This is a genomic window from Rhodobacter capsulatus SB 1003 (genome assembly GCF_000021865.1).
Taxonomy (GTDB): Bacteria; Pseudomonadota; Alphaproteobacteria; order Rhodobacterales; family Rhodobacteraceae; genus Rhodobacter; species Rhodobacter capsulatus_B.
On record NC_014034.1, the window covers coordinates 2,853,146 to 2,878,682 of the forward strand.

Here is a 25,537-nt window from a genome sequence, read left to right on the forward strand (position 1 = left end):
TGTGCTTGGGGATGCGGTCGTGCTGAACCGTTGCCCTGACGGGCGGGGAAAGGCGATGCCTTTCCTGATCCGCCCGAGACGCCCTCAGCGCAGCGCCGCCTCGATATTGCCGCCGTCCACCGTCATCACATGCGCCGTCGTGCGTTCGGCCCGGGCCAGCGCCACGAAAGCCTCGGCCACATGCCGCGCCTCGACCTCGGCCTTGAGCAGGTTGCCCGCCATGTAGGTCCCGGCATCGATCCCCCGCGCCGAGGACCGCGCCGCGATCATCTCGGGCGTCAGCAGCCCGGACCGGATCCGGTCGGCATTGATCCCGTTGACCCGGATGCCTTCGGGCCCCAGTTCCAGCGCCAGTTGCCGCAACAGGAAGAAGCTCGTCGCCTTCGGCAACCCGTAGGCCGCAAAGCCCTTGCCCGGGTTCACCGCCTGTTTCGACACGTTGAACAGGATCTGCCCCGGCTCGGCGCCGCGCGTGCCGCGCCCGGCCGCCTGCGCCCGGTAAAGCGCGATGGCCGCTTGCGAAAACGCCAGATGCGAGAAGAAGTTCAGCTCGAAACTGCCGCGCAGCACCTGATCATCGAGCGTCGCGATATCGCCGGTGATCGCCGCCCCCGCATTCGAGACAAGGATATCCAGCCCGCCAAACCGCGCCGCACAGGCCGCCACCGCCGCCGCCGCCGCGCCCGGTTGCGTGATGTCGCAGCCATGCCCTGCATGATCGCGGCCCAAAGATGCAACGGCCTTTTCCAGCCCCTCGCCGGGACGATCGACGATGAAGATCGACGCACCCAAGGCCGCGAAAGCCTCGGCCGTGGCCAGACCGATCGCCCCCGCGCCGCCCGTCACCAGCACCACCCGGCCCTGCAGGGCGGGCGCCTTGGCATTGCCCAGCTTCGCCAGCTCGAGCGGCCAATATTCCATGTCGAACAGGTCGGCATCCGAAATCGAGCGGAAGCCGCCCGCCACCAGACCATCCGCCTTCACCCGGGCGGATTGGCTGCCGATATCGGCCGCGATCCGCGCGGCCTTCGCATCCGCCCCCACACCGACGGCGCCGATCCCCTCCAGCCAGATCAGCCCCGGCATCGGATTGAGCATCGCCACCGGGCCGCCAAAGCGGGCCTTGTTCGCCTCGAAATAGGCGCGGTAGCGGGCGACGTAATCACTGACCGCCGCGCGCATGCCCTCGGGCGTCTGCGCATCCTTGCGCAGCACCAGAACCTCGCCCTTGGTGCGGATGACGTGATCGGGGGTCACCACCCCGGCCCGCGCCAGATCCTCCAGATCGGGACGCGACACAAAGGCCCGCGTCGCGTCATCGGCGCGCAGATCAAGAACCGGCAGCGCCGCCGTTTCCGGCAGCGCCGCGGCCAGCGCGCCGCGCAGACCCGCCAGCACCGGGGCAATCTCCGCCACCGGCAGGGCGGCGGCCGGAACCAGAGGCGCGGGGCGGCGATCCTTCAGCCAGGCCTCGACCGTGTTCGCATGCTCGATCACCTTGAAATAGCTGGATTTCGCATCTGGCCCCCAGGTGAAATGGCCGTGGTTCTTCAACAGCAATGCCTCGACGCCCGGATGCGCCTGATAGGTCGCAAGCCCCGCCTTGGCCAGACCGAAGCCCGGCTTGACAAAGGGCACGAGCGCGATCTTGCCGCCGAAAAGCTCGCGCAGCGCGGCCTCGGCCTCGGGCAGGTTCGCCAGCACCAGAAACGGCGTCGCATGGGTGTGATCGACGAATTTATGCGGCAGGAACGCATGCAGCAGCATCTCGACCGAGGGGTTGGGCGCGGCGGGATCCAGCAGGTTCAGCCGCTGCAGCTTCACCAGCACGTCATCGGCCACCGCGTCGAAATCCTGCAGCCGCAGCATCGGCTCCAGCCGCACCGCAGGCATTCCGGCCGCGTCGATCGTCGCCAGATCATGGCCCGAGCCCTTGACATGCAAGACCGACACCGTCTCGCCGAACAGGTCCAGCGCATCGGTCTTCACCGAGCTGTTGCCGCCCCCGTGCAGCACCAGCTCCGGCTCCGCGCCGATCAGCCGCGCGCTGTAGATCCGCTGGCCAAGATCCCCCCCGGCAGCCGCAGCCGCCGCGTCACTCCAGAGATTGCGGATCATCGGGGTCTCCTTTTCCTCACGGGCGCTGGATTTCCTTACTTTTGTCACCTATTTTTGTCAAACGGCGAAACCCGGAGGGCCAAATGGCAGGCACGACACGGCGACGGTCCTTGGGCCGGATCAGCGGTGAAAACGCGGTGATCGAGGTGGCGTGGATGTATTATCACGACGGCCGCAACCAGCAGGATATCGCCGAGGCTTTGGGGATTTCCCGCGCGACGGTGGTGAACTACCTGCAGGAGGCGCGCGAAACCGGGCTGATCCGCATCACCTTGGCGGCGCCCGCCTTTACCGCGCATCGGCTATCGCTTGAACTTTGCACGAAATTCGGTCTGGCCGAGGCCTATGTCGTGCCCGATGACGGGCTGGCCCCGGACCCGGCCTTTGCCCGTGTCGTGCGCGGGGCTGCCTTGTGGCTGCCCGACCTTCTGGCGCCCGGCGACCGGCTGGGCGTGGCATGGGGCCGCACCGTCTATGCGCTGGCCGAGCGGGTCGAAAACCGCGCGATCGAGGATCTGACGGTGTTGCAGCTGGTGGGCTCGATGGCGACGCCCTATGGCTTCACCGCCGAGGCCTGCTCGACCCGGCTCGCGCAACGCCTGGGGGCGCGCTGTCTGAACCTGCATGCGCCCGCGGTGCTGAGCCGCGCGGCGCTGGCCGAGGAATTGCGGGCCGAGCCGATCCTGCGCGCGCAGCTGCAGGCGCTGCAGGGGGTGAACAAGCTTCTCTTTTCCGTCGGCACGGTGAGCGAGAACAGCCATGTCGTCAGTTCCGGTCTGGCCACGCCCGAGGAGCTGGCCGCCCATGTCGCGCGCGGCGCGGCGGGGGTGATCTGCGGGCGCTTCGTCGATGCGATGGGGCGACAGATGCCGGGCGAGACCGAGGCGCGGATGATCGGCATCGACCTGCCGCGGCTGGTGGGGCTGGAGATGGGGATTCTGGTGACGCCGGGGCTCGACAAGGTCACGCCCAGCCTTGCGGCGATCCGCGGCGGCTATGTCACGCATCTGGCGACCTCGACCCGGGTGGCCGAGGCGCTGCTGGCGGCGGCTTAGGCGGAGTTCGGGCGGAACAGGAAACGCGATCCGCGTTTCCCCGCCCGCCGCGCGGCCGTGGTCACAAGACCGTTTCACCAGGCACACCAGAGGCCGGCGCCTGCCCCGGCGGGCGAGAAGCGCCCGCCGGGGGCGGGGCGGGCGCTGGCCGGCGGCCTTTGGGGCCGCGGCCGGACAAGGGGAAACGGTCCGAAAGGCCGAGGCGATGGCCTCGGCCAGAGGGGCCTCAGCCCAGCATCGCGGCTTTCAGATCGGGGAACATCGCCGCCATCGCCTCGGCCTGCGCCGGGCACAGCCCGCGCTCGGTCAGAAGCCCGGTCACCAGCTCGCAGGGCGTCACGTCAAAGGCCGGGTTGCGCGCGGGCGTGCCGTCGGGCGAGATCTGCACGAGCTGGATCTTGCCATCCGCGCCGCGGCCCTGCACCAGCGTCACCTCTTCGGAATTGCGCTCCTCGATCGGGATTTCCTTCACCCCGTCCTGCACCCGCCAGTCGATCGTCGGCGAGGGCAGCGCGACATAGAAGGGCACGCCATTCGCCCGCGCCGCCAAGGCTTTCAGATAGGTGCCGATCTTGTTGCAGACGTCGCCGCGCGCGGTGGTGCGGTCGGTGCCGACGATCACCATGTCGACCTCGCCGTGCTGCATCAGATGGCCGCCCGCGTTATCCACCACCAGCGCATGCGAGATGCCGTGATGGTTCATTTCCCAGGCGGTCAGCTGCGCGCCCTGATTGCGCGGCCGGGTCTCGTCGACGAAGACATGCACCGGGATCCCCGCCTCATGCGCGTGATAGATCGGCGAGGTGGCGGTGCCCCAATCGACCGTCGCCAGCCAGCCCGCATTGCAATGGGTCAGGATATTGACCGTCTGGCCGGGCTTTTTCGCCGCAATCGCCTTGATGATCTCCAGCCCGTGCAGGCCGATGCGGCGGTTGATCTCCACATCCTCGTCGCAGATCTCGGCGGCGCGTTTCGCCGCCACGCCCGCGCGCAGCTCGGGCGGGACCGGGCGCAGCACCCGCACCATCTCGTCAAGCGCCCAGCGCAGGTTGATCGCCGTCGGACGGGTCTCGTGCAGCACCTCCCAGGTCTCGGCCAGACCGGCATCCGAGGGGTCCTCCTGCATCGCCACGGCCACGCCCCAGGCGGCGGCCGCCCCGATCAGCGGCGCACCCCGCACCCACATGTCGCGGATCGCCACGGCGAAATCGGCGCGGCTTTGCAGATCGACGATGCGCAATTCATGCGGCAACCAGCGCTGGTCGATCACCTGCACGATGCCGCGCGCGTCCTGCCAGATTGTGCGATAGGGGGTTCCGTCGATCTTCACCGCATCCTCCTTTGCCCGGCTTGCGGGCCTGATTTGGCCGCAGGTGTTCCATCGGATGCAGCATAAGTCAAACGCTAATGACAATTGCAAAGCCGTCAGGGCGCCGCTGCGACGAAGCGCCCCGCGAAGGCCCGGGCCCGCCCCGCAGGACAGGCCCGGGGTCTTTCGGACCGGGGTCAGATCACCAGGAAATCATCCGCCGACAGGATCGAGCCGGTGACGAAGGCGACCAGCACCCGGGCGCCCGCCCCGGTGCCGTCGGCGTCATAGTAAAGCCGCGCCGTCGCCGTATCGAACAGGATCCGGTCCCCCGCATCCATCGCCCGGCCGCCCTCGTTCGCGACAAAGGCGCTGTCGGCCAGCGTCCCGCGCGCCAGCGTGGTGAAGATCGCATCGTCAAGCCGGATCTGATCGTAACCGGCGTAGAAATCGGTGATCATGTCCACGTTGCTCGCGCCCAGCGCGGTGTTGAAGACGATCACGTCATTGCCCAGCCCGGTGGTGATCACGTCATTGCCCAGCCCGCCCGCCAGCAGGTTGTCGGCATCATTGCCGATGATCCGGTTGTTCAGCGCATTGCCGGTGGCGTTGATCGTGTAAGTGCCGGTCAGGGTGACATTCTCGACGAAGCGGACGCCCGCATAGGCATCAAGGTTGATCGTCACCGAACTGCTGACATGATCGCGCCCGCCCGCATCGGTGGTGCCGCTCGGGGTCACGGTCTCGAAGATGCGGTCGCCGCTTTCGTCGACCAGATAACTGTCATTGCCCGCCCCGCCCTGCATCCGGTCGGCGCCGGTGCCGCCATCCAGCGTGTCATGGCCGTCGCCGCCCTGCAGGGTGTCGGTCCCGGCCATGCCACGCAGAAGGTCGTTGCCAAGCCCGCCCGCCAGCAGGTTCGCCGCCGCATTGCCGGTCACCCGATTGTCCAGCGCATTGCCGCTGCCCACCATGACCGCGCCGTCCAGCACCAGATTTTCCAGATTGGCGCCCAGCGTATGGCCGGAATAGGTCGCGATCACCGTCTCGGTGCCGCCGCCCGCGGCCTCGGTGATCCGGTCGCCCGCACGATCGACGACATAGACATCATTCCCGGTGCCGCCGCGCAGATCATCGGCGCCAAGGCCGCCGTCGATCCGGTTCGCCCCGGCGGTGCCGAGGATCGTATCCGCCCCCGCGCCGCCGATCGCATTTTCGACGCCCACCAGCCGGTCGGTGCCGACATGGGCCGCATTCACCGCGCTGCCCGCCAGAAGATCGATCAAGATCCCCGAGGCCGCGGTGACGGCGCGGTAATCGGCCGTATCAAGGCCCGCGCCGCCCAGCAGCAGATCGTTCGACACATCCATCGCCCCGGCGCTCAGCATGTCATCGCCGGTGCCGCCGGTCAGCGTGTCCCGCCCCGCCGCGCCGTTCAGCGTGTCGTTGCCCTCGCCCCCCGCAAGACTGTCATTGCCCGCAAGGCCCAGGATCTCGTCGTTGAGGGCGCCGCCCGTCAGCGTATCGGCCAGGGTCGTGCCGCGGATCACGTTGTCGATGTCAAAGCTGCCCCAGTCGATCGCGGCGCCGGTCGGGTAAAGCGCGGGGCTGGGCACGCCCCAGGACAGGTAATTGCCCGCCCAGGCGGCCATGGCCGCGGCCGAGGTGAAATCAGGCAGTGCCACCCCGCCCAGATAGACGAAGATCTCGTCGAAGCCGACCATCACGGGGGTTCCCGCCACATCGACCACGACATGGCGGCTGATGTGCAGCACATCGGTAAAGGTGCCGTCGTCGTAATGCACGCGCCGGATCGCGACCATGTGCCCCTGCCCCAGCGCCTCGTTCACCGGCCCAAGGCTGGCCAGCACATAGGACATGCTGGAATCCTCGAACTGCGTCGGATCGGTCATGCCATTGTCGGACAGAACGAAGGTGTTCTGCCCGTCGGGCACCCGCAGGGTGACGTTGGTGTGCTGCAGGGTGTTCACCTGCTCGGTCCAATCCGTCGGATCGGGAAAGCGGCGTGTCAGAATCCAGGAATCGAAACGATAAGAAAGCGTCATGGTGTCCTCCCGTACCAGAGCGGGGGAATTGCCTCACGAAGGCGTGAGCCGCGCCATGACCGGCGTCAACTTTGGTTAAAATGCGGGGCATCTTGCGAAAATGCCGCAGGACTGCCGCCCTCAGCCGGGCAGGCGCCCGATCCAGGCGCGGATCAGCGCGACCGCCTCGGGCTCGTCGAGAAAGGGGATATGCGGGCGGCCCGGAACTTCGGCGAACAGCAGATCGGGGCGGCGGCGGCGCATCTCGGCCACGGTTTCGACAGAGAGAAGGTCGGAATTCGCCCCCCGGATCAGCGCGACGGGCAGACCGGCGCAGGCGTCAAAGAGCGGCCATGTTTCCAGCACACCGCTGTCAAAGGCGTGGATGAAAGCGTCGCGCAATTCCGGATCATAGTTGATCTTCACGCCTTGCGGGGTTTCGATGTTGTGCCGCTCGGTTTCCTCCAGCCAGCGGCGCATCGGCACATTTTCATAGCCGACCATCGCGGCAGGCAGCTTTTCCACCAGCTCGGCAAAACTCTTCGCCACCGGGTTGCGCCCCACCACATCGAAGATCCGCATCAGCCCCGCGCGTTCAAGCACCGGGCCGATGTCGTTCAGGCACAGCCCGGTCAGCCGGTCATGGGCGGTGGCGGCCAGATACATGCCGATCATCCCGCCGCGCGAGGTGCCAAGGATCGCCGTCTTTGCGACGCCCAGATGGTCGAGCAGCTGCAGCGCATCGGCGGCTTCCCGCACCACCGTATAGGTCGCGGCGCCGGTCCATTGGCTCTCGCCGCGGCCGCGATAATCCATGCGGATCAGACGGCAGGGCGGCAGATGCGCCGCCAGATAATCGAAATCGCGGCCCGTGCGGGTCAGACCGGCGAGCGCCAGCACGACAGGCCCCTGCCCTTCATCGGTGAAAGCGATCTTCGCGCCATCGTCTGCGGTGAAAAACGTCATCCTACCCTCCAAAAGCAAAGGGCGCCCGAAGGCGCCCCGTGTCACAATCCATCCTCAGATGTTCTCGGGTTGCGGCATTCCCAGCACATGATAGCCGCAATCGACCATCACCACATCCCCCGTCGTGCAGGCGCCGTAATCGGAACAGAGGAACACCGCCGAGCCGCCCACCGCCTCCAGCGTCGCATTGGCCCGCATCGGGCTGTTGGCTTCGGTGTGGCGGAAGGTTTTCCGCGCGCCGCCGATGGCCGCACCCGCCAGCGTCTTCATCGGCCCGGGGCTGATCGCATTGACGCGGATGCCTTGCGGGCCAAGGTCATTCGCCAGATAGCGCACGGCCGATTCCAGCGCCGCCTTGGCCACGCCCATGACGTTGTAAAACGGCGTCACCCGGTTCGAGCCGCCATAGGTCAGCGTGATCAGGCTGCCGCCATTCGGCATCAGTTCCGACGCGCGCCGGGCGATGTCGATGAAGCTGTAGCAGGAAATCGCCAGGCTGTTCTTGAAGTTGTCGCGCGTGGTGTGGATGAACCGCCCCGCCAGCTCGTTCTTGTCGGAATAGGCGATGGCATGGATGACGAAGTCGATCGTGCCCCATTCGTCCTTGAGCCGCTGGAACGCGGCATCGAGCGAGGCATCGTCGTTCACGTCGACATCGACCAGGAAGCTTGAGCCCACCGAAGCCGCCAGCGGCTCGACGCGCTTGCCGAAGGCCTCGCCCTGATAGGAAAAGGCCAGCTCTGCCCCCTCGGCCGCAAGCGCCGAGGCGATGCCCCAGGCGATCGAGCGCTCGTTGGCCACGCCCATGACGAGGCCGCGTTTTCCCTTCATCAGATCAGCCATCAGACTCAGCCCTTGTAAGCGCTCATCACCAGCGTCGCATTGGTGCCGCCAAAGCCGAAGCTGTTCGACAGAACCGAGTCGAACTCGACGTTTTCGACCAGCTTGGTGGCGATTTCCTCGGGCTTGATCGCGGGATCCAGCTCGGTGACGTTTGCGGAAGCGGTGATGAATTTGCCCTGCATCATCAAAAGGCAATAGATCGCCTCATGCACGCCGGTCGCGCCGAGGCTGTGGCCGGTCAGCGATTTCGTGGACGAGATCGGCGGCACCTTGCCCGCGCCGAAGACGCGGCGGACGGCCTCGACCTCGGTCACGTCGCCCGCGGGGGTCGAGGTGCCATGCGCGTTGATATAGGTGATCTGGCGGCCTTCGGGCAGCGTGCCCAGCGCCAGCCGCATCGAGCGTTCGCCGCCCTCGCCCGAGGGGGCGACCATGTCATAGCCGTCCGAAGTCGCGCCGTAGCCGGTCACTTCGGCATAGATCTTCGCGCCACGGGCTTTCGCATGTTCGAGTTCCTCCAGAACCAGCACGCCGCCGCCGCCCGCGATGACAAAGCCGTCGCGGGTCGCGTCGAAGGCGCGGGCCGCGGTGGTCGGCGTGTCGTTGTATTTCGACGACATCGCGCCCATCGCGTCAAAGAGGCACGACAGCGTCCAGTCCAGTTCCTCGCCGCCGCCGGCGAAGATGATGTCCTGCTTGCCCATCTGGATCAGTTCGGCCGCGTTGCCGATGCAATGCGCCGAGGTCGAGCAGGCCGAGGTGATCGAATAGTTCACGCCCTTGATCTTGAAGGGCGTCGCCAGACAGGCCGAGTTCGTCGACGACATGCAGCGCGTCACCATGAACGGCCCCATGCGCTTGGGCGCGCCCTTTTGCAGCACGGTCTGATGCGCCTCGAAGAAGTTCGAGGTCGAGGGCCCGCCCGAGCCCATGATCAGCCCGGTGCGCGGGTTCGAGATGTCGCTTTCCTCAAGCCCCGAATCGCGGATCGCCTGTTCCATCGACAGGAAGTTGTAGGCGGCGCCGCGGCCCATGAAGCGCAGGTTGCGCTTGTCGATATGGTCTTCCAGCACGATCTGCGGCGCGCCATGGATCTGGCTGCGGAAACCGCGTTCGGCATATTCGGGGGCAAAGACGATGCCCGAGCGACCGGCCCGCAGGCTGGCCGAAACCTCTTCGGCAGAGTTGCCGATGGGGCTGACGATGCCCAGCCCGGTGATGACGACGCGCCGCATGGGGGCCTCCTGTCCTTCTTCGCTCAGCTCTCGGAGAGAGCCACTTTCATGTCCTTGACGACATAGATCACTTCGCCGTCGGCCTCGACGATGCCGTCGGCGACGCCCATGGTCAGACGCCGGGTCTGCAGGGCCTTGGTGAAATCGACCTTGTAGGTCAGCATCTTGCGGTCGGGGCGGACCATGCCGGTCAGCTTCACCTCGCCCACGCCCAGCGCATAGCCCCGCCCCGGCCAGCCGCGCCAGCCCAGGTTGAAGCCGGTCAGCTGCCACAGCCCGTCAAGGCCAAGGCAGCCCGGCATGATCGGATTGCCCGGAAAGTGGCAGTCAAAGAACCACAGATCGGGCGTGATGTCGAATTCGGCCACCACATGGCCCTTGCCATGCAGCCCGCCGTCTTCCGAAATCTCGGTGATGCGGTCCATCATCAGCATCGGCGGCGCCGGAAGCTGGGCATTGCCCGGCCCGAACAGCTCGCCTCGCGCACATTTGAGCAGATCGTCCTTGCCGAAGCTTGTCGGATAGAGTGACATCGGCGTTTCCCCCCAAGGTCTTGTCCCCCTTCCTCTAACACCCCCCCGCCCGAAGGTGCAAGGCCCGCCCCCGCCCCCGGGGGTGCGTCAGAATCCCGTTGAATGCGATGCCGGTTCAACTTATAATAGTTACAGGAAAAAAGGGTTTTCGATCATGAAGACGATGGCTCAGGAACGTGGACTGCGCTGGCTTGCCGCGGGCGGGCTGCGGCCGACCCGGCAGCGGATGTCCTTGGCGTCGCTTCTGGTCGGCGACGGGATGAACCGGCATGTGACCGCCGAGGGGCTTTATGCCGCCGCCCGCGACGCCGGGGAAAAGGTCTCGCTCGCCACCGTCTACAACACTTTGCGCGCCTTTTGCGAGGCGGGGATCATGCATGAAATCACCGTCGATGCCGGGCGCAGCTATTTCGACACCCGCATGGACGACCACCCGCATTTCTTCTGGGAGGGCGAGAACCGGATCTCTGACGCCCCGGTCGAGGAACTGGAACTTGTGCGCGTGCCGAAGGCCCCCGAAGGGACCGAGGTCAGCCGCGTCGATGTGGTGATCCGGCTGAAAAAGATCTGAGCACAACCGAATGCAGCAAAAGGCCGGGGGGTTCCCCGGCCTTTTGCATGTCGGCCCGCAACGGCGGTCTGCCAGTGGCAGACCGCGCGGGACGATTGCCCGAAGGCGCAAGCCGCAGGGCAAGGGGCCAGACGCAAGACTGAGGGTTGAAAATCGGGCCGCGCCTGACTGGGCTGGCGCGGAAACGCGCCTGCCACGGGCAGGCAGGCGCGGCCCGATTTGTCACGGGCCAAATCGGGCAAAGTCCCGGCCGGACCCACGCCCCCAAACCAAAAGGCACCCCGGAGGGTGCCTGAGGGTCGTCGCTGATCCGAAGGATCACTCCTTGGCGCGCTCCACATAGGAGGTGTCGGCGGTATTGATGATGATCTTCGTGCCCACGCCGATATGCGGCGGCACCATCACGCGGATCCCGCCGGTGCACATCGCGGGCTTGTAGGAGGAGGACGCGGTCTGCCCCTTCACCACCGGCTCGGTCTCTTCGACCTCGACGGTGACCTTTTGCGGCAGTTCGATCGACAGCGCCACGCCTTCATGCGTCAGCAGCCAGACCCGGATACCGTCGCGCAGGTGCACCTTGGCATCGCCCACCACATCTTCCGACACGGTGATCTGGTCGTAGGTCTCGGGGTTCATGAAGTGGAAGCCCTCGCCATCCTCATAGAGGAAGTCGAATTCGTTCTCATCGACATGCGCCTTTTCCACGCTGTCGACGGTGCGCCAGCGTTCCGACACCTTCACCCCGTCCGAAATCCGGCGCATCTCGACCTGCGTCACCGAGTTGCCCTTGCCCGGGTGGATGTTTTCGGCGGTCAGCACGATGTACAGCACGCCGTCCATGTCGACGACGTTGCCCTTGCGCAGCGAAGAGGCGATGACTTTGGCCATGTGTGGTTCCTTGAATGGGGTCTAAGACAGGCTCTGGCGCCCGGATGGCGAAGCGCCTAAACCATCGCGAGCCGTATTTCCAGCAAAAGCCCCGAAAATGAGCCAAACGCCCTGGTGGAGCCCCTCTCGTCACGCCGATCGCCGCCCGGCGCTTCTGGCGCGCGCCCGCATTCAGGCCGCTTTGCGCGGCTGGCTGACCGATCACGCCTTCCTTGAAGTCGATCCGGTGGCGCTGCAAGTGAGCCCCGGCAACGAGGCGCATCTGCATGGTTTCGCCACCACCGCCATCGGCAATGATGGCGCGGGCGTGCCGATGTATCTGCACACCAGCCCCGAATTCGCGATGAAAAAACTGCTGGCGGCGGGCGAAACCCGGATCGCCGCCTTTGCCCATGTCTGGCGCAACCGCGAACGGGGACCGCTGCATTCGCCCGAATTCACCATGCTGGAATGGTATCGGGTCGGCGAGGACTACTCCGTGCTGATGCAGGACTGCGCCGATTTCCTGCGTCTGGCCGCCGAAGCGGCGGGCAGCAGCGTTCTGCGCTACAAGGGCCACGCATGCGACCCCTTTGCCGCGCCCGAACGGCTTTCGGTGGCCGAGGCGTTCTTGCGCCATGCTGGCATCGACCTTCTGGCCACTTGCGGCGCCGATGGCAGCACCGACGCCGAGGGGCTGCGCGCCCAGGCACGCGCCGCCGGGATCAAGGTCGGCGACGAGGATACCTGGTCGCTGATGCTCTCCAAGGTTCTTGTGGAAAAGGTCGAACCGCATCTGGGCCATGGTCGCGCGACGATTCTGGATCGTTATCCGGTGGCCGAGGCCGCGCTGGCCCGTCCCGCCCCCGATGATCCCCGCGTCGCCGAGCGCTTCGAGCTTTACGCCTGCGGGGTGGAGCTGGCGAACGGCTTTGGCGAATTGACGAACGCGGCCGAACAGCGGCTGCGGTTTCAGGCCGAGATGGACGAGAAAGCCCGCATCTATGGCGAGCGCTACCCGATCGACGAGGATTTTCTGGCAGCCCTTGCGCAGATGCCCGCGGCCAGCGGCATCGCGATGGGCTTTGACCGGCTGGTCATGCTCGCCACCTCGGCGCCGCGGATCGATGACGTGATCTGGACGCCGGTCAGCGATCAGATCGCGTAAAGCCGCAAGACCTCGAGCGGCACCAGTTCCAGCGTGCGGCGATGCGTGGCCTCCAGCCGGATCTCGGGGGCGCAGCCCTCCTCATGCGCCTGCAGGAAGCGGCTGGCGCAGAGGCACCAGCGATCCCCGGGCTTCAGCCCCGGGAAATCATGCTCGGGCCGCGGCGTGGACAGGTCATTGCCGACATAGGCCGACCAGGCCAGAAACTCCGCCGTCATCACCGCGCAGACCGAATGCAGCCCGCGATCCTCCCAGCAGGTGTTGCAATGCCCGTCGCGAAAAAAGCCGGTCTTCGGCGCCATCGAACAGGCCTCAAGCGGCCCGCCCAGCACATTGACCGAAGGTTCCATTTCCATGCGATCCCCCTTTCAGGGTTGAGCCTGCGCCAGTTGCCGGAACATCGCAAGGTTTTCATCGGTCACCCCCGGCGCGGCAAAGCCCAGATCGGCGGCATTGACCGCGATGACCACCTTGCGGGCGGGGTTGATGTAGAGGAACTGCCCGTAGATGCCCTGCGCCATGTAGTCGTTGCCGAACGCGGCATTGTCTTTCGGCACCCACCATTGATAGCCGTATCCCGCCCCATCCGCCGCCTGATGCGCGGTCGAGGCCGCGACCCAATCGGCGGGCACGATCTGGCGCCCGTTCCAGAAACCGCCTTGCAGGAACATCTGCCCGATGCGCGCATAATCGCGCGTGCGCAGATTGAGCCCGCCCAGCACGAAACCCGTCCCCTCGCCATCGGTCAGCATCACCGGGCTCGCCTCGAGCCCCATCGGCGCGATGATCCGTTCCGCCATCAGATCGACCGGATCGCGCCCGGTCGCGCCCTTGATCACCATCCCCAGAACATGCGTGTCGACCGAGACGTAATGCATGTGGCTGCCCGGCGCGGTGTCGCGGGTCTTCAGCGAGGCGGCAAAGCCGTCCATCGAGCCACCCAGCGCCAGAACCCGGCCCATCCGGTTGATGTCGGAGGAAAATTTCATGTAATCTTCATCGAAATGCACGCCCGAGGTCATCGTCAGCACGTCATGGATGCGGACACCGTCATAGGCCGAGCCCTTCAGCGCAGGCACGACATCCACCACCTGCGCGCCCAGATCGGGGATCGCCCCTTCCGCCACCAGCGTCCCGAACAGCGCCGAAAGCACCGATTTCGCCATCGACCAGCTGATCCGCAGATCCTCGGGCCCTGTGCCCTGATAGTAGTTTTCATAGGTGATCTGCCCGTCACGCAGGATGACCAGCGCGGTGACCGCACGGCGCTTCACCCAGGCCTCGGCCGCGGGGGACAGCGTTTCCGGCACGCCCATCGGCAGGGCCGAGACCGGCCCGGGGCCGCGGTCAAGCACGCGGGAATGGAAAAGCCGGTCCATCTGCGAGAAATTCGCGACGATCCGCCCCTCGTCGAACAAGGTCTGCACCGCCATCAGCCGGGCGATGTCGGCGCGTTTCACATAGGCCGCCGCCGCGCCAAGGACGAGCAGAACCAGAAGAACGCGCCAAAAGATGCGCAGAAACCGCCGCATGATCCCCTCCCAAGCTCCGGCGCCTGGCGCCTGACGGACCCGCAAAGGAAAGCACGCCGCCTGCCCCGGGGGCAAGCGGCGCGATGCAGCCTGTCGCTGCGTCAGTCCTCAGTAGATGTAGCGGATCTGATCCGACCCGTAGCGCTCCATCCGGCGCAGGGTGCGGTTCATCTCGTCCATCGCGTCAAGCGTGATCACGTTGCGCGCATCCATGCCCTTGGCATGGCGTTCAAAAAGCGCCGTGACCCGTTCGCGCAGATCGACCCCCTTCGCGGTCAGCTTCACCCGCACCGAACGGCGGTCGATCTCGCAGCGCTGGTGATGCATGTAACCGCATTCGACCAGCTTCTTCAGATTGTAGCTGACATTCGAGCCCTGATAGTAGCCGCGCGTCTTCAACTCGCCCGCCGTCACCTCGTTCTCGCCGATGTTGAACAGCAAAAGCGCTTGCACAGGGTTGATTTCCAAAATCCCCAGCCGTTCGAATTCGTCCTTGATCACGTCCAAAAGCAGACGATGCAGACGCTCGACCAGAGACAGACTGTCCAGATAGCAGGACATGATACCGGGAGAGGCGCCTTCTTCCGTTCCGGGCGCTTTCATCGGGGTTTGAAATGACATTCGGTTCTCCGCCAGCCTCGCTTCCTGAGGCCACCTTGGCGGCAAAACCCGAAAATACGGTTAAACCCAGACGAAGTTTCGGAAATTCGTCACAATTTCTGCAAGATAGCGCCTCAGCCCCGCGCCAGCTTGCCCTGCATGAAGGTGGCGATTTCCGCAAACAAATCAACATATTGTGGCGGGCAGGGCTGCGCCCCCGAAAACCAGGGGTACAGATCCTGGTCATTTTCTTCCAGAAGCGTATCGAACAGATCGAGCTGCGCGGTATCGAATCCTTCAAGCTTCGCATCGGCATAGGGCCCCAGAATCAGGTCCATCTCGCGGATGCCGCGGCGCCAGCTGCGCATCTTCATCCGCTTGATCCGGGCTTCGTGCGTTTCGCTCATGATCCACCTTCCTTGCCGTGCCTGCCCCTGCCTTGCACCCGCCAACCCCGCCCGTCAACTGCGTTTTCCTTGAACGCCTGCGCCCGCGCGCGTGAAGGAGGGGCGACCCAGAACAGGAGCCCGCCATGGCCTTTTTGTCCGATACGCTTGCGCGCGTGAAACCCTCGCCCACCATCGCGGTGACCAACAAGGCGCGCGAACTGGCCGAGGCCGGGCGCGACGTGATCGGCCTTGGCGCGGGCGAGCCCGATTTCGACACCCCCGCCCATATCAAGGCGGCGGCGGTTGCGGCGATCGAGGCGGGACGCACCAAATACACCGCCGTCGATGGCATCCCCGAGCTGAAGAAAGCCATCTGCGCCAAGTTCGAACGCGAAAACGGGCTCAGCTACAAGCCGAGCCAGATCACTGTCGCCTCGGGCGGCAAGCAGGTGCTTTACAATGCGCTGGTGGCCACGCTGAACCCGGGCGACGAGGTGATCATCCCCGCGCCCTATTGGGTCAGCTATCCGGACATGGTTCTGCTGGCGGGCGGCACCCCGGTCTTTGTCGAGGGGCGGATGGAAGCGGGCTACAAGATCAGCGCCGAGGCGCTGGAAGCCGCGATCACGCCGCAGACGAAATGGGTGATCTTCAACTCGCCCTCGAACCCCTCGGGCGCGGCCTACACCCGCGATGAACTCAAGGCGCTGACCGATGTGCTGCTGCGTCACCCCCATGTCTGGGTGATGTCCGATGACATGTACGAACATCTGGTGTTCGGCGGGTTCGAATTCACCACCCCCGCGCAGGTCGAGCCCGGGCTTTACGACCGCACGCTGACCTGCAACGGCGTCTCGAAAGCCTATGCGATGACCGGCTGGCGGATCGGTTATGCGGGCGGGCCCGAGGTGCTGATCAAGGCGATGGCCAAGGTGCAGTCGCAATCGACCTCGAACCCCTGTTCGATCAGCCAATATGCCGCCGTCGCCGCGCTGAACGGACCGCAGGATTACATCACCGAAAGCCGCGTCGCGTTCGAGCGCCGCCGCGATCTGGTGGTGGCGGCGCTGAACACCTGCCCCGGCATCAGCTGCCCCGTGCCCGAGGGGGCGTTCTACGTCTATCCCTCGATCGCCGGGCTGATCGGCAAGACCTCGGCGGCGGGGGTCAAGATCACCGATGACGAGACCTTTGCCACGGCGCTGCTGGAGGAAACCGGGGTGGCCGTCGTCTTCGGCGCGGCCTTCGGCCTTTCGCCCGCGTTCCGCATCAGCTACGCTACCTCGGACGCGGCGCTGGTCGATGCCTGCGCGCGGATCAAGTCCTTCTGCGAGGGGCTGAAGTAAGGCCGGACCGGCCCTGGGAGTGTGCGATGGCCGGGGATCTGCCCGAGTATTATTTCCGTATCCGCGACAATGGCGCGGCGGTGTTTCGGGTTGATACCGAAAACCGCCAGCGCCGGATCGAAATGGAGCAGATCGCCGTCGTCAACGTCAAGAACGGCGAGATCAAGCCGCAGGGCGACCGCAAGCTGACGCCCGCCGACCTGCGCGAGATCGAGGCCTGGATGGCGAAGCGCATCGCCACCCTGGCCGCGCGGGATGTCGATGACATCCTGCGCACCGTCGATCACCTGAACCTGACGACGCAATGGGTGCAGGCCAAGGCGACCGAGGCACAGCTGGAAGAGGTCACCGATGCGCTGCTTCTGGCGATGCACGACCTGCGCACGGTTCTGGTGCGCAAGAAGGCCGAGCGGATGATGAAAGCCGGTCCCGAGGCTGACACGGAGACGTGAGCCGGTTTTGCTTGCCTGAACGGGCGGCGCTGCGCTAGCCTTGCATTCACAAAACGGAATGTAAGGAAGCCCCCATGACCCATATCGTCGTCCTCGGCTCGGGCTTTGCGGCGCTGACCGCGGTGCGCTGCCTGCGCAAGCGCGGCGTGACGGCCGAGATCACCCTGATTTCCCCGCGCGACAGCCTGCATTACCTGCCCTCGGCGATCTGGATCCCCTCCGGTCTGCGCGAGGTGGAAGAGCTGCAGATCCCGCTGGCCCCGTTCCTCGCCCGCCACAAGGTGCGGTTCCTGCAGACCGCGGTCACCACGCTGGATGCGGGCGCGCGCAGCGTCACCACCCTGGACGGGCAGGTGATTTCCGCCGATCACCTGATCATCGCCACCGGGGCGCGGTTCCTGCGCAAGCTGCCGGGGATCGAGCATGCGCTCATCCCCTGCGAGGGGCTTGCCCCGGCGCAGGCGATTTCCGAACGCTTTCATGCGCTTGAGGGCGGCACCATCGCCATCGGCATGGCCACGAACCCGAATGAACCCGGCGCGATCCGCGGCGGGCCGATGTTCGAATACCTGTTCATCCTCGACACGCTGCTGCGCCGGCAGATGCGCCGGGACCGCTTCAAACTGATGTTTTTCTCGCCCTCGGACCGGCCCGGGCAGCGGCTGGGCGAAAAGGCGGTCGACGGCATTCTGGCCGAGATGAAACGGCGCGGCATCGAAACGCATCTGGGACACAAGATGGTGCGGATCGAGCCCGACAAGGTGGTGACCGAGGCGGGCGAAATCCCGGCCGATCTGATCCTGTTCCAGCCGGGTCTGACCGGGCTTTCCTGGTTCGAGGACACCGATCTGCCGCTCTCGCCGGGCAAGATGATCCTGGCCGATGCGTTCTGCCGCGTCACCGGCAAGCCGGGCGTCTGGGTGGCGGGGGATGCCGGATCCTATCCCGGGCCGGACTGGCTGGCGAAACAGGCGCATCAGGCCGATCTGCAGGCGCAGGCGATCGCCGCCAACATCGCCGCCATCGAAAAGGGCCTGGAACCGGCGACCCCGTTCCTGCCTGAACTCATCTGCATCATGGACAGTCTGGACAGCGGCCGGTTGGTGTTCCGGCGCGGCAAGATCAATCTGGTCCTGCCCGCGCTGAAACCGCTGCACTGGCTCAAGCGGCTTTACGAAGGCCACTATCTGCGGGCGTTCCGTTAAGCCAGGGGCCGCGCCAGAACCGCACCATCAGCGTGATGCCGACACAGGCCAGCCCGATCACCAGACCCAGCCACAGCCCCACCCCGCCCAGATCGAAGCGGAAGGCGAGGATGTAGCTGGCGGGCACGCCGACCAGCCAATAGCTGATCGTGGCGATCACCATCGGCACCCGGGTATCATGCACGCCGCGCAGCAGGCCCAGCGCCATCACCTGCGCCGCGTCGAAGAGCTGGAACAGCCCCGCCACGGCCAGAAGATGCGCGCCAAAGACCAGAATCTCGGCCGCCTCGGGCTTGGTGCGGTCCAGAAACAGCCCGATCAGCGTTTCCGGCATCGCCAGAAAGACCGCGATCGTCAGACCGGCAAAGACCCCCGACATCAGCACCGCGGCCTTGGCGCCCGCCCGCAGCCGCGCGGGATCGGCGGCGCCATAGGCATGGCCCGCCCGGACGGTGGCCGCATTCGACAGCCCCATGTGGATCATGAAGGTCAGCGAGGCGAGTTCAAGCGCGATCCCATGCGCCGCCAGCTGCACCGTGCCCAGCCAGCCCATCATCAGCGCCGAGGCCTGAAACAGCCCGGCCTCGGACAGATGCGTCAGCCCGGCGGGCAGGCCCAGACGCACGACGGCGCGCATCGCCTCCCAATCCGGGCGCCAGAACCGGGTGAAAAGCTGGATCTGCCGCAGCTTCGGATGCCAGGCGGCATAGGCGGCCAGCAGCAGCGCCGAGACCGCCTGCACCAGCACCGAAGACAGCGCCGCCCCCCGCACGCCCATCTCGGGCGCGCCGAAATGGCCGAAGACAAAGGCCCAGTTGCCCAGGATGTTGACGCCCACGCCCAGAACGGTGATCCACATCACCACCTGCGCGCGATGTTGCGCCCCCAGATAGGCGCGCAGCACCGCCACGACCAGCGCGGGCACCAGCCCGAAAGCGGCGATGTTCAGGAATTGCGCGGCGAGCGCGGTCAGATGCGGGTCCTGCCCCAGCACGCGCAGGATCGGCGTGGCGGCGAACATCACCGGCATCGCGACCAGCCCGTAGCCGATCGAGACCCAAAGCCCCATCCTTGTGTCGCGGCGCAGCTGGGTGGCATTGCCTGCGCCAAGGGCCGCGGAAATCCGCCCCATCAGCGCATAGGAAAAGCCGGAGCCAAGGATGAACAGGAAAAAGAAGAACGACGATCCCAGCACGACCGAGGCCAGTTCGGCGACCCCGTACCAGCCCAGCATGATCGTATCGGTGATGTGAAGCGCCATCTGGGCAACGTTGGAGCCGATCATCGGCAGGCCCAGAACCAGAGTGGCGCGGAGATTGGCGGCAAGGCCGGATTGCCCTGCGGGAGAGTTAACCTGTGTCATCCCCGCAGGTTAGCGCAAAACCCGGCCGCCGTCCATATGGCTCAGTCGGGGCGACGCCCGGTGATCATCGGGGTGATCAGGTCCTCGCGCTTCCAGAGCCGGTAGAAGAAGATCGCCGCCACATGCAGCCCGACCAGCGCCAGAATGAGCGGCGCAAAGGTCTTGTGCCAGCCCAGCACCAGCTTGTTCACGTCTTCGGACACATAGCCCGACAGCGGCCCCATGTTCACGTAATCATCGGTGCCGACGAACAGCCCGGTCAGGACCTGCAGGCCCAGCAGGACCAGCATCGCCACGACCGCCCAGCCGCCCAGCGGATTGTGGCCGGGCGTATGGCTCGGCTTCCGGCTCGGCAGCGTCAGGGCATAGCGCAGAACCGGCCCCGGCCCGGTGACGAAAGTGGCAAACCGCGCCGTGCGCGGACCGACAAGGCCCCACAGGATGCGGATCAGCAGAAGGCCGCCCACCGCATAGCCCAGCCAGAAATGCAGCGTCATGATATCCGGGCCGAATTCGCCCAGAATCCAGGCCCCGACGACGCAGATCATCAGCGTCCAGTGAAACACCCGCACCAGCGGATCCCAGATCATCGGGCGGCGCCCGGCGGCGGCATCGGTCACATCGGTCATCGGACTACACCTTCAACGGAAAGGAAAAGGGGGCGGGGGTTTCCCCGCCCCGGGAAGATCAGTCTTCTTCGCGATAGTCGTCGTGGCAGGCCTTGCAGGTGCCGCCCAGCTTTTGCAGCGCCGCGCCGAAGGCCGCGCCGTCCCCGGCATTGGCCGCCGCGATCACCGCGCCACCGGCTTCGTGCATCGCTTTGCCCTTGGCGCCGAAATCGTCCATGTTCGCCCAGATCGCCGCCTTGGCTTCGGTCTGGCCGGGCAGATCGGTGCTCGAGGTGCCCGCCGGGAACAGCGGCGCGACATCGGTCGCCAGGATCTTTTCAAGCTTGGCCGCTTCGGCCTTCGCGGCTTCGGCATCAAAGGCCTTGGCCACGCCCGTCATCGCCTTCATCGAGCCGCCAAGCGACTTGAAATAGGCCTCACGGGCTTCAAGAACTTCTTTGGTATCAGCGGCATAGGCGGCCGAGCCCAGAACAAGGGCCGCCACCGGAAGAGCGAGAAGGATTTTGCGCATGCGTCATCTCCTGAAAGGGTTGGGGTCAGTGCATCGAGCCTACTAAACGCACGACAAGCACGGTTCCGTCTATGCCGGGCGCAATAAATTGTCTGTGACGAGGTCACAGTTGGCATCATCTTGCCGGCTTGACCGCGACCAGGTCGATCAGCGCCGCCTTGCCGCTGTGCCCGGGGCCCTCGGCCAGAACGGCGTCGTAATCGGCCTGATGCCGGATCTCCCAGCCGGGAAAGGCCGCGCGCAACAGATCCAGCGTCCAAAGCTGCGCCGCATCTTTCGGCCCGCCCGAGGCATTGGCCAATTGCCGCACCGAAAAACCGTGCAAAAACAAAAGCCCGCCGGGTTTGAGCGCCGATGCCATGCCGCGAAAGATCGCGCTGCGCAGCGCGGGCGGGGCGAATTGGATGAAGACGCCGAAGACCGCGTCATAGGCGGCGACGGGCCAGATGAAGCGGGCCAGATCGGCCTTTTCGGTGCTCAGGCTCACCCCCCGCGCGGCAGCAAGTTTCTGCGCCTTGGCCAGCGCCGGGGCAGAGCCGTCCAGCGCATGGATGCACAGCCCCTGTGCGGCCAGCCTCACCGCATTGCGGCCCTCGCCCTCGGCGACCGAGAGCACCTGCGCGCCCTGCGCCAGCCGCCAGGCCTGCGCCGCAACGAACCGCGCCGGTTCGGTGCCGTAGAAATATCCCTCGCCCGAAAACCGTTCGTCCCACATGGCCGATCCCCCGTTGCCCCGTGCCAAGATGGGCCGGGGCCGGGGGTCACGCAAGGGACTTCACGGTTTCGCCCGTGTCGCAGGGCCGCGCCGCTCGGGATGCTGCGCGCTGGCCAGAATATGCGCCGCGCCATGCACGACATGGCTGGCATGGCCGACGATCAGCGGATCGGGGGGCGTGACGATCGCCGGATCCTTGTCGGGATAGTCGAGCGAGGACAGGAAATGCTTCATGCAGTTCAGCCGCGCCCGCTTCTTGTCATTCGACTTGATGATCACCCAGGGCGCATCGGCGGTGTCGGTGTAAAAGAACATCGCCTCCTTCGCCTCGGTGTAATCGTCCCATTTATCAAGGCTGGCCATGTCGATCGGCGAAAGCTTCCAGCGCTTGAGCGGATCGGTGGCGCGTTCGGTGAAGCGCCGCCGCTGCTCCTCGCGCGAGACGGAGAACCAGTATTTGTAAAGCCGGATGCCCGAGCGCACCAGCATGCGTTCGAATTCGGGCGCCTGGCGCATGAATTCCAGATATTCGGTGGGGGTGCAAAAGCCCATCACCCGTTCGACCCCGGCGCGGTTGTACCAGCTGCGGTCGTAAAACACCATTTCCCCCGCGGTGGGCAGCCAGCGGACATAGCGCTGGAAATACCACTGCCCGCGTTCCTCGTCCGAGGGCTTGTTCAGCGCCACCACCCGGGCAAAGCGCGGGTTCAGATGTTCGGTATAGCGCTTGATCGTGCCGCCCTTGCCCGCGGCGTCGCGGCCCTCGAACAGGATGACGAATTTCTCGCCCGTCTCCTGCGCCCAGCGCTGCACCTTGAGCAGTTCGGCCTGCAACAGCGCCTTTTCCCGCTCATAGGCCACGCGGCCAAGCCGGTGCGGATAGGGATATCTGCCGCTTTCAAAGGTCTTGCGGACGGTGGCGGCCTCCAGCGTCGGAAATTCCTGCGGCCCGCTCAGCGCGGCGCTTTCGCCCGCGGCCGGCTCGGGCAGCGCTTCGGGCGCGGGCCCGGCCGGGGAAACCTCCTCGGCCTGCGACGGTTCGGCAACGGCCTGTTGCCCCCCCAAGGTGACATGATCTTCCATCCGAACCCCTCCCTGCTGACCGCTCAAGCGTGGCAGACAAAGGTGAAAATCGCCTTGATGCGTGTCAAGAAACCGTCATCCGGCAGTTGCATTTTCCGCCTTCCCTCTGCCCCGATCCCGGCGCAGCATGGGCAAAACAGGAGGGACCGATGATCACACTTTACGGCATGTATCGTTCGCGCGCGACGCGCAACATCTGGGCGGCGACGGAACTGGGGCTCGACTGGCATCTGAAGCCCGTCATTCAGGCCTATCGGCTGGAAGCCCAGGGGATCGACCCCGCCCACCCCGAGGCCCCCTTCAACACCCGCACGCCGGAATTTCTCAAGCTTTCGCCCGCGGGCGCGATCCCGGTGATGGAGGATGCGGGGCTGGTGCTGTCGGAATCGCTGGCGATCAATCTTTACATGGCGAAAAAGGCGGGCGGGCCGCTCGCGCCGAAAGACCTGCGCGAGGAAGCGCAGATGCTGCAATGGGCGCTTTACGGCGCCACCGCGATCGAAAATCCCGCGCTCGACATTTCCTTTGCCTATGCCCGGGGCGAGGCCGCGACCGAAAACGGCGAGGCAAAGATCGCCGCCGCCTCGGCGCAGCTGCACCGCCCGTTCAAGGCGCTTGAAACCCATCTGGCGGCGCATAGCCACATGGTCGGCGGGCGCTTCACCGTGGCCGACATCAACATGGCCGAGATTGTCCGTTACGCCCAGGCCCACACCCGGCTGATGGCGCAATTCCCCCGCCTCTCCGGCTGGCTCGACCTCTGCCAAAGCCGCCCGGCCTTCCGCGACCTGATGGAAAGACGCGCTGCCGAACCGGCGTGATCCGCCGCGCGCCCCTGCTTTTTCTTGGGGAAAATACGCCGGGGGTCGTCCATTGCGGCGCCATCGGTTCAAGCCCGATGGACGACGGGGCAGCGCCCCCGCCCGGGTCGCCCCGGGCGCAGCCCCGGGGCGAAATCCCCGCCCACCCCCGCCCACCCTTGACCCAGAGCCCGGTCTCGGTCAGATGAACCCATGGTTCCGCTCGACAAACTTGCCCAGATCACCGCGCGTTTCGAGTTTCTCGAAGCGAAGCTGAACACGGCCCTGCCGCCCGCGGAGATCGCGACGCTCTCGCGCGAGTACAGCGACCTGCGCCCGGTCGTCACCGAGATTGCCGCCTATCGCCAGTCGCTCGACGATCTGGCCGAGGCCGAGGGCTGGCTTTCCGACCCAGAGATGAAGACCTTGGCAGAGGAAGAGCTGCCGCGGCTGAAAGCCCGCATCCCCGCGATGGAACAGGCGCTGCGGCTCGCCCTTTTGCCCAAGGACGCGGCCGATGCCCGCCCGGCGATCCTGGAAATCCGCCCCGGAACGGGGGGCGAGGAAGCGGCGCTTTTTGCCCATGACCTGTGGCGGATGTATGAACGCCACGCCGAAAAGATGGGTTGGCGCTTCGAGCGGCTGGAATTCACCGCGACGGAACTGGGCGGCGTCAAGGAGGCCATGGCCCGGATCGAAGGCGAAGGCGTCTTTGCGCGGCTGAAATACGAATCCGGCGTGCACCGGGTGCAGCGCGTGCCGGAAACCGAGGCCGGCGGGCGCATCCACACCTCGGCCGCGACGGTCGCCGTCCTGCCCGAGGCGGAGGAAGTCGACATCGACATTCCCGCCGCCGATATCCGCATCGACACGATGCGCTCGTCGGGCGCGGGCGGACAGCACGTCAACACCACCGATTCCGCGGTCCGCATCACCCATTTGCCCACCGGCATCATCGTGACCTCCTCGGAAAAGAGCCAGCACCAGAACCGCGCCAATGCGATGGCCGTGCTGCGCGCAAGGCTTTACGAAATCGAACGCGAGCGTCTGGCGACGGAACGCGCCGAGAACCGGCGGTCTCAGGTCGGCTCGGGCGATCGCTCGGAACGCATCCGCACCTACAACTTCCCGCAGGGGCGGATGACCGATCACCGCATCAACCTGACCCTTTACGCCCTGCCGCAGATCCTGGCGGGCGATCTGGGCGAGGTGATTGATGCGCTCGTCGCCCATGATCAGGCGGCCAAACTGGCGGAGATGGACGAATGAAGGCACAGATCGCGCTGATGTTGGGCACGCGCCAGCTCGAAGGCGCCGGGATCCGGGGGGCGGCCACCGATGCCCGCCGCCTGCTCGCCCAATGTGATGGAGGTGCCGCCGGAGCGGCTTTACCTGTCGATCCATTCCGAACTCTCCGAAGACCGCCACAAGCAGTTCCTCAAATGCCTCGCCGCCCGCGAGGCGCGTCAGCCGGTGGCGCAGATCACCGGGCACCGCGCGTTCTGGAAACACGAATTCCGGGTCACGCGGGCGACGCTTGATCCGCGGCCGGAAACCGAATTGCTGGTCGAAGTGGCGCTTGAAACCGCCTTCGAGCGGGTTCTGGATCTGGGCACCGGCACCGGCTGCATCCTGCTCAGCCTTCTGGCCGAACGGCCCGCGGCCCGGGGCGTCGCCACCGACATTTCCGAAGCCGCGCTGGCCGTGGCCCAGGAAAACGCCGAACGGCTCAGCCTGTATGAACGCGCCCATTTCGTGCAGGGCGACTGGTTTCACGGCGTCGAGGGGCGCTTTGACCTGATCGTCTCGAACCCGCCCTATATCACCGAGGCCGAGATGGCCGAGTTGGCCCCCGATGTGCGCGACTGGGAACCCCACACCGCCTTGACGCCGGGCGGCGACGGGCTGGGCGCCTATCGCGCCATTGCATTCGGCGCCTTTGCCCGGCTCAAGCCCGGCGGGCGGATCGCGCTGGAGATCGGCCCGACCCAGGCGGCGGCGGTTTCGGCGATGCTGACGGCGCAGGGCTTCGCGGATGTCGAGGTGCGGCAAGACCTTGGTCACCGCGACCGCGTCGTGCTGGCGCATCGGCCCTGAGCATCGGCCCCGCGCCACGCGAAACGCGGTTTTCCCGCCGCAATCGGCAGATTTTCACGATCTTTTCCCTTGCAGCGCCCGATTCCGTCTTGCACCACCGCGCCC

The 25,537-nt window shown here is 66.0% G+C and carries 25 protein-coding genes and 1 pseudogene; 9 read left to right on the forward strand and 17 right to left on the reverse strand.

Going from position 1 to position 25,537, the window contains the following annotated elements:
- Positions 1-84: 84 nt before the first annotated feature.
- Complete coding sequence (locus tag RCAP_RS13185) at positions 85-2,118, reverse strand: bifunctional aldolase/short-chain dehydrogenase (protein WP_013068371.1); 2,034 nt, start codon at positions 2,116-2,118, stop codon at positions 85-87.
- Positions 2,119-2,201: 83 nt separating this feature from the next.
- Between RCAP_RS13185 and RCAP_RS13190 the strand changes: the two genes are divergently transcribed.
- A complete protein-coding gene (locus RCAP_RS13190; RefSeq protein ID WP_013068372.1) occupies positions 2,202-3,173 on the forward strand; it encodes a sugar-binding transcriptional regulator in 972 nt (323 codons plus the stop codon).
- Between the two features lie 226 nt (positions 3,174-3,399).
- Here the strand turns inward: RCAP_RS13190 and mtnA are convergent, their stop codons facing one another.
- The 6 genes from mtnA to fabA all read right to left on the reverse strand — a co-directional run bounded on the left by mtnA (position 3,400) and on the right by fabA (position 10,104).
- A complete protein-coding gene (gene mtnA, locus RCAP_RS13195) occupies positions 3,400-4,503 on the reverse strand; it encodes an S-methyl-5-thioribose-1-phosphate isomerase (RefSeq protein ID WP_013068373.1) in 1,104 nt (367 codons plus the stop codon).
- A gap of 176 nt (positions 4,504-4,679) precedes the next feature.
- On the reverse strand, positions 4,680-6,548 hold the full coding sequence (locus RCAP_RS19365) for a calcium-binding protein (RefSeq protein ID WP_013068374.1): 1,869 nt from the start codon (positions 6,546-6,548) through the stop codon (positions 4,680-4,682).
- A gap of 120 nt (positions 6,549-6,668) precedes the next feature.
- The gene (locus RCAP_RS13205; protein ID WP_013068375.1) at positions 6,669-7,493 is read right to left on the reverse strand and encodes an alpha/beta fold hydrolase; all 825 of its coding nucleotides are present in this window, start codon (positions 7,491-7,493) and stop codon (positions 6,669-6,671) included.
- Positions 7,494-7,547: 54 nt separating this feature from the next.
- On the reverse strand, positions 7,548-8,336 hold the full coding sequence (locus RCAP_RS13210; protein WP_013068376.1) for an enoyl-ACP reductase FabI: 789 nt from the start codon (positions 8,334-8,336) through the stop codon (positions 7,548-7,550).
- 5 nt (positions 8,337-8,341) lie between these two features.
- A complete protein-coding gene (gene fabB / locus RCAP_RS13215; protein ID WP_013068377.1) occupies positions 8,342-9,571 on the reverse strand; it encodes a beta-ketoacyl-ACP synthase I in 1,230 nt (409 codons plus the stop codon).
- Positions 9,572-9,594: 23 nt separating this feature from the next.
- Entirely contained in the window at positions 9,595-10,104 is a 510-nt protein-coding gene (fabA, locus tag RCAP_RS13220; RefSeq protein WP_013068378.1) for a bifunctional 3-hydroxydecanoyl-ACP dehydratase/trans-2-decenoyl-ACP isomerase, read from the reverse strand.
- A gap of 154 nt (positions 10,105-10,258) precedes the next feature.
- On the opposite strand from fabA, the gene irrA reads away from it, so the two are divergent.
- Positions 10,259-10,675 carry an iron response transcriptional regulator IrrA gene (gene irrA, locus RCAP_RS13225; RefSeq protein WP_013068379.1) on the forward strand — a complete coding sequence of 139 codons (417 nt, stop codon included), beginning with the start codon at positions 10,259-10,261 and terminating at the stop codon, positions 10,673-10,675.
- Between the two features lie 318 nt (positions 10,676-10,993).
- Here irrA and efp read toward each other — a convergent pair whose 3' ends face one another.
- The gene (efp, locus tag RCAP_RS13230; RefSeq protein ID WP_013068380.1) at positions 10,994-11,563 is read right to left on the reverse strand and encodes an elongation factor P; all 570 of its coding nucleotides are present in this window, start codon (positions 11,561-11,563) and stop codon (positions 10,994-10,996) included.
- A gap of 97 nt (positions 11,564-11,660) precedes the next feature.
- On the opposite strand from efp, the gene epmA reads away from it, so the two are divergent.
- Positions 11,661-12,710, forward strand: coding sequence for an EF-P lysine aminoacylase EpmA (epmA, locus tag RCAP_RS13235; RefSeq protein WP_013068381.1), 1,050 nt, complete (start codon positions 11,661-11,663; stop codon positions 12,708-12,710).
- Here the strand turns inward: epmA and RCAP_RS13240 are convergent.
- From RCAP_RS13240 to RCAP_RS13255, 4 genes are all read right to left on the reverse strand, one after another.
- Positions 12,698-13,066 (reverse strand): DUF2237 family protein, encoded by a 369-nt coding sequence (locus RCAP_RS13240; protein ID WP_013068382.1) that lies wholly within the window; start codon positions 13,064-13,066, stop codon positions 12,698-12,700. The two genes, epmA and RCAP_RS13240, sit on opposite strands and share 13 nt — an antisense overlap.
- Positions 13,067-13,078: 12 nt before the next feature.
- On the reverse strand, positions 13,079-14,242 hold the full coding sequence (locus RCAP_RS13245; protein ID WP_013068383.1) for a serine hydrolase domain-containing protein: 1,164 nt from the start codon (positions 14,240-14,242) through the stop codon (positions 13,079-13,081).
- 108 nt (positions 14,243-14,350) lie between these two features.
- Positions 14,351-14,845, reverse strand: coding sequence for a MarR family winged helix-turn-helix transcriptional regulator (locus RCAP_RS13250; RefSeq protein WP_050759941.1), 495 nt, complete (start codon positions 14,843-14,845; stop codon positions 14,351-14,353).
- A 131-nt stretch (positions 14,846-14,976) separates the two neighbouring features.
- Entirely contained in the window at positions 14,977-15,249 is a 273-nt protein-coding gene (locus tag RCAP_RS13255) for an FAD assembly factor SdhE (RefSeq protein WP_013068385.1), read from the reverse strand.
- Between the two features lie 125 nt (positions 15,250-15,374).
- Here RCAP_RS13255 and RCAP_RS13260 point away from each other — a divergent pair, with 125 nt between their 5' ends.
- The 3 genes from RCAP_RS13260 to RCAP_RS13270 all read left to right on the forward strand — a co-directional run bounded on the left by RCAP_RS13260 (position 15,375) and on the right by RCAP_RS13270 (position 18,234).
- The gene (locus tag RCAP_RS13260) at positions 15,375-16,577 is read left to right on the forward strand and encodes a pyridoxal phosphate-dependent aminotransferase (RefSeq protein ID WP_013068386.1); all 1,203 of its coding nucleotides are present in this window, start codon (positions 15,375-15,377) and stop codon (positions 16,575-16,577) included.
- Positions 16,578-16,603: 26 nt separating this feature from the next.
- Positions 16,604-17,029 carry a hypothetical protein gene (locus RCAP_RS13265; protein WP_013068387.1) on the forward strand — a complete coding sequence of 142 codons (426 nt, stop codon included), beginning with the start codon at positions 16,604-16,606 and terminating at the stop codon, positions 17,027-17,029.
- A gap of 74 nt (positions 17,030-17,103) precedes the next feature.
- The gene (locus RCAP_RS13270; RefSeq protein WP_013068388.1) at positions 17,104-18,234 is read left to right on the forward strand and encodes an NAD(P)/FAD-dependent oxidoreductase; all 1,131 of its coding nucleotides are present in this window, start codon (positions 17,104-17,106) and stop codon (positions 18,232-18,234) included.
- On the opposite strand, the gene RCAP_RS13275 is transcribed toward RCAP_RS13270, so the two are convergent.
- The 5 genes from RCAP_RS13275 to ppk2 all read right to left on the reverse strand — a co-directional run bounded on the left by RCAP_RS13275 (position 18,191) and on the right by ppk2 (position 22,535).
- The gene (locus RCAP_RS13275) at positions 18,191-19,597 is read right to left on the reverse strand and encodes an MATE family efflux transporter (RefSeq protein WP_013068389.1); all 1,407 of its coding nucleotides are present in this window, start codon (positions 19,595-19,597) and stop codon (positions 18,191-18,193) included. The genes RCAP_RS13270 and RCAP_RS13275 overlap by 44 nt on opposite strands.
- A 41-nt stretch (positions 19,598-19,638) precedes the next feature.
- Positions 19,639-20,226: a cytochrome b/b6 domain-containing protein gene (locus RCAP_RS13280; RefSeq protein ID WP_013068390.1), complete on the reverse strand. Its 588-nt coding sequence runs from the start codon at positions 20,224-20,226 to the stop codon at positions 19,639-19,641.
- Positions 20,227-20,284: 58 nt separating this feature from the next.
- A complete protein-coding gene (locus RCAP_RS13285; RefSeq protein WP_013068391.1) occupies positions 20,285-20,737 on the reverse strand; it encodes a c-type cytochrome in 453 nt (150 codons plus the stop codon).
- 115 nt (positions 20,738-20,852) lie between these two features.
- Positions 20,853-21,452 (reverse strand): SAM-dependent methyltransferase, encoded by a 600-nt coding sequence (locus RCAP_RS13290; RefSeq protein WP_013068392.1) that lies wholly within the window; start codon positions 21,450-21,452, stop codon positions 20,853-20,855.
- Between the two features lie 60 nt (positions 21,453-21,512).
- Complete coding sequence (ppk2, locus tag RCAP_RS13295) at positions 21,513-22,535, reverse strand: polyphosphate kinase 2 (RefSeq protein WP_013068393.1); 1,023 nt, start codon at positions 22,533-22,535, stop codon at positions 21,513-21,515.
- 149 nt (positions 22,536-22,684) lie between these two features.
- On the opposite strand from ppk2, the gene RCAP_RS13300 reads away from it, so the two are divergent.
- From RCAP_RS13300 to prmC, 3 genes and pseudogenes are all read left to right on the forward strand, one after another.
- Positions 22,685-23,356, forward strand: a complete 672-nt coding sequence (locus RCAP_RS13300) for a glutathione S-transferase family protein (RefSeq protein WP_013068394.1) — start codon at positions 22,685-22,687, stop codon at positions 23,354-23,356.
- Between the two features lie 192 nt (positions 23,357-23,548).
- Positions 23,549-24,604, forward strand: a complete 1,056-nt coding sequence (prfA, locus tag RCAP_RS13305; RefSeq protein ID WP_013068395.1) for a peptide chain release factor 1 — start codon at positions 23,549-23,551, stop codon at positions 24,602-24,604.
- Positions 24,601-25,432 (forward strand): annotated as a pseudogene (gene prmC / locus RCAP_RS13310) (peptide chain release factor N(5)-glutamine methyltransferase). The gene prfA and the pseudogene prmC overlap by 4 nt, the downstream one beginning before the upstream one ends.
- The last annotated feature ends 105 nt before the right edge of the window (positions 25,433-25,537 follow it).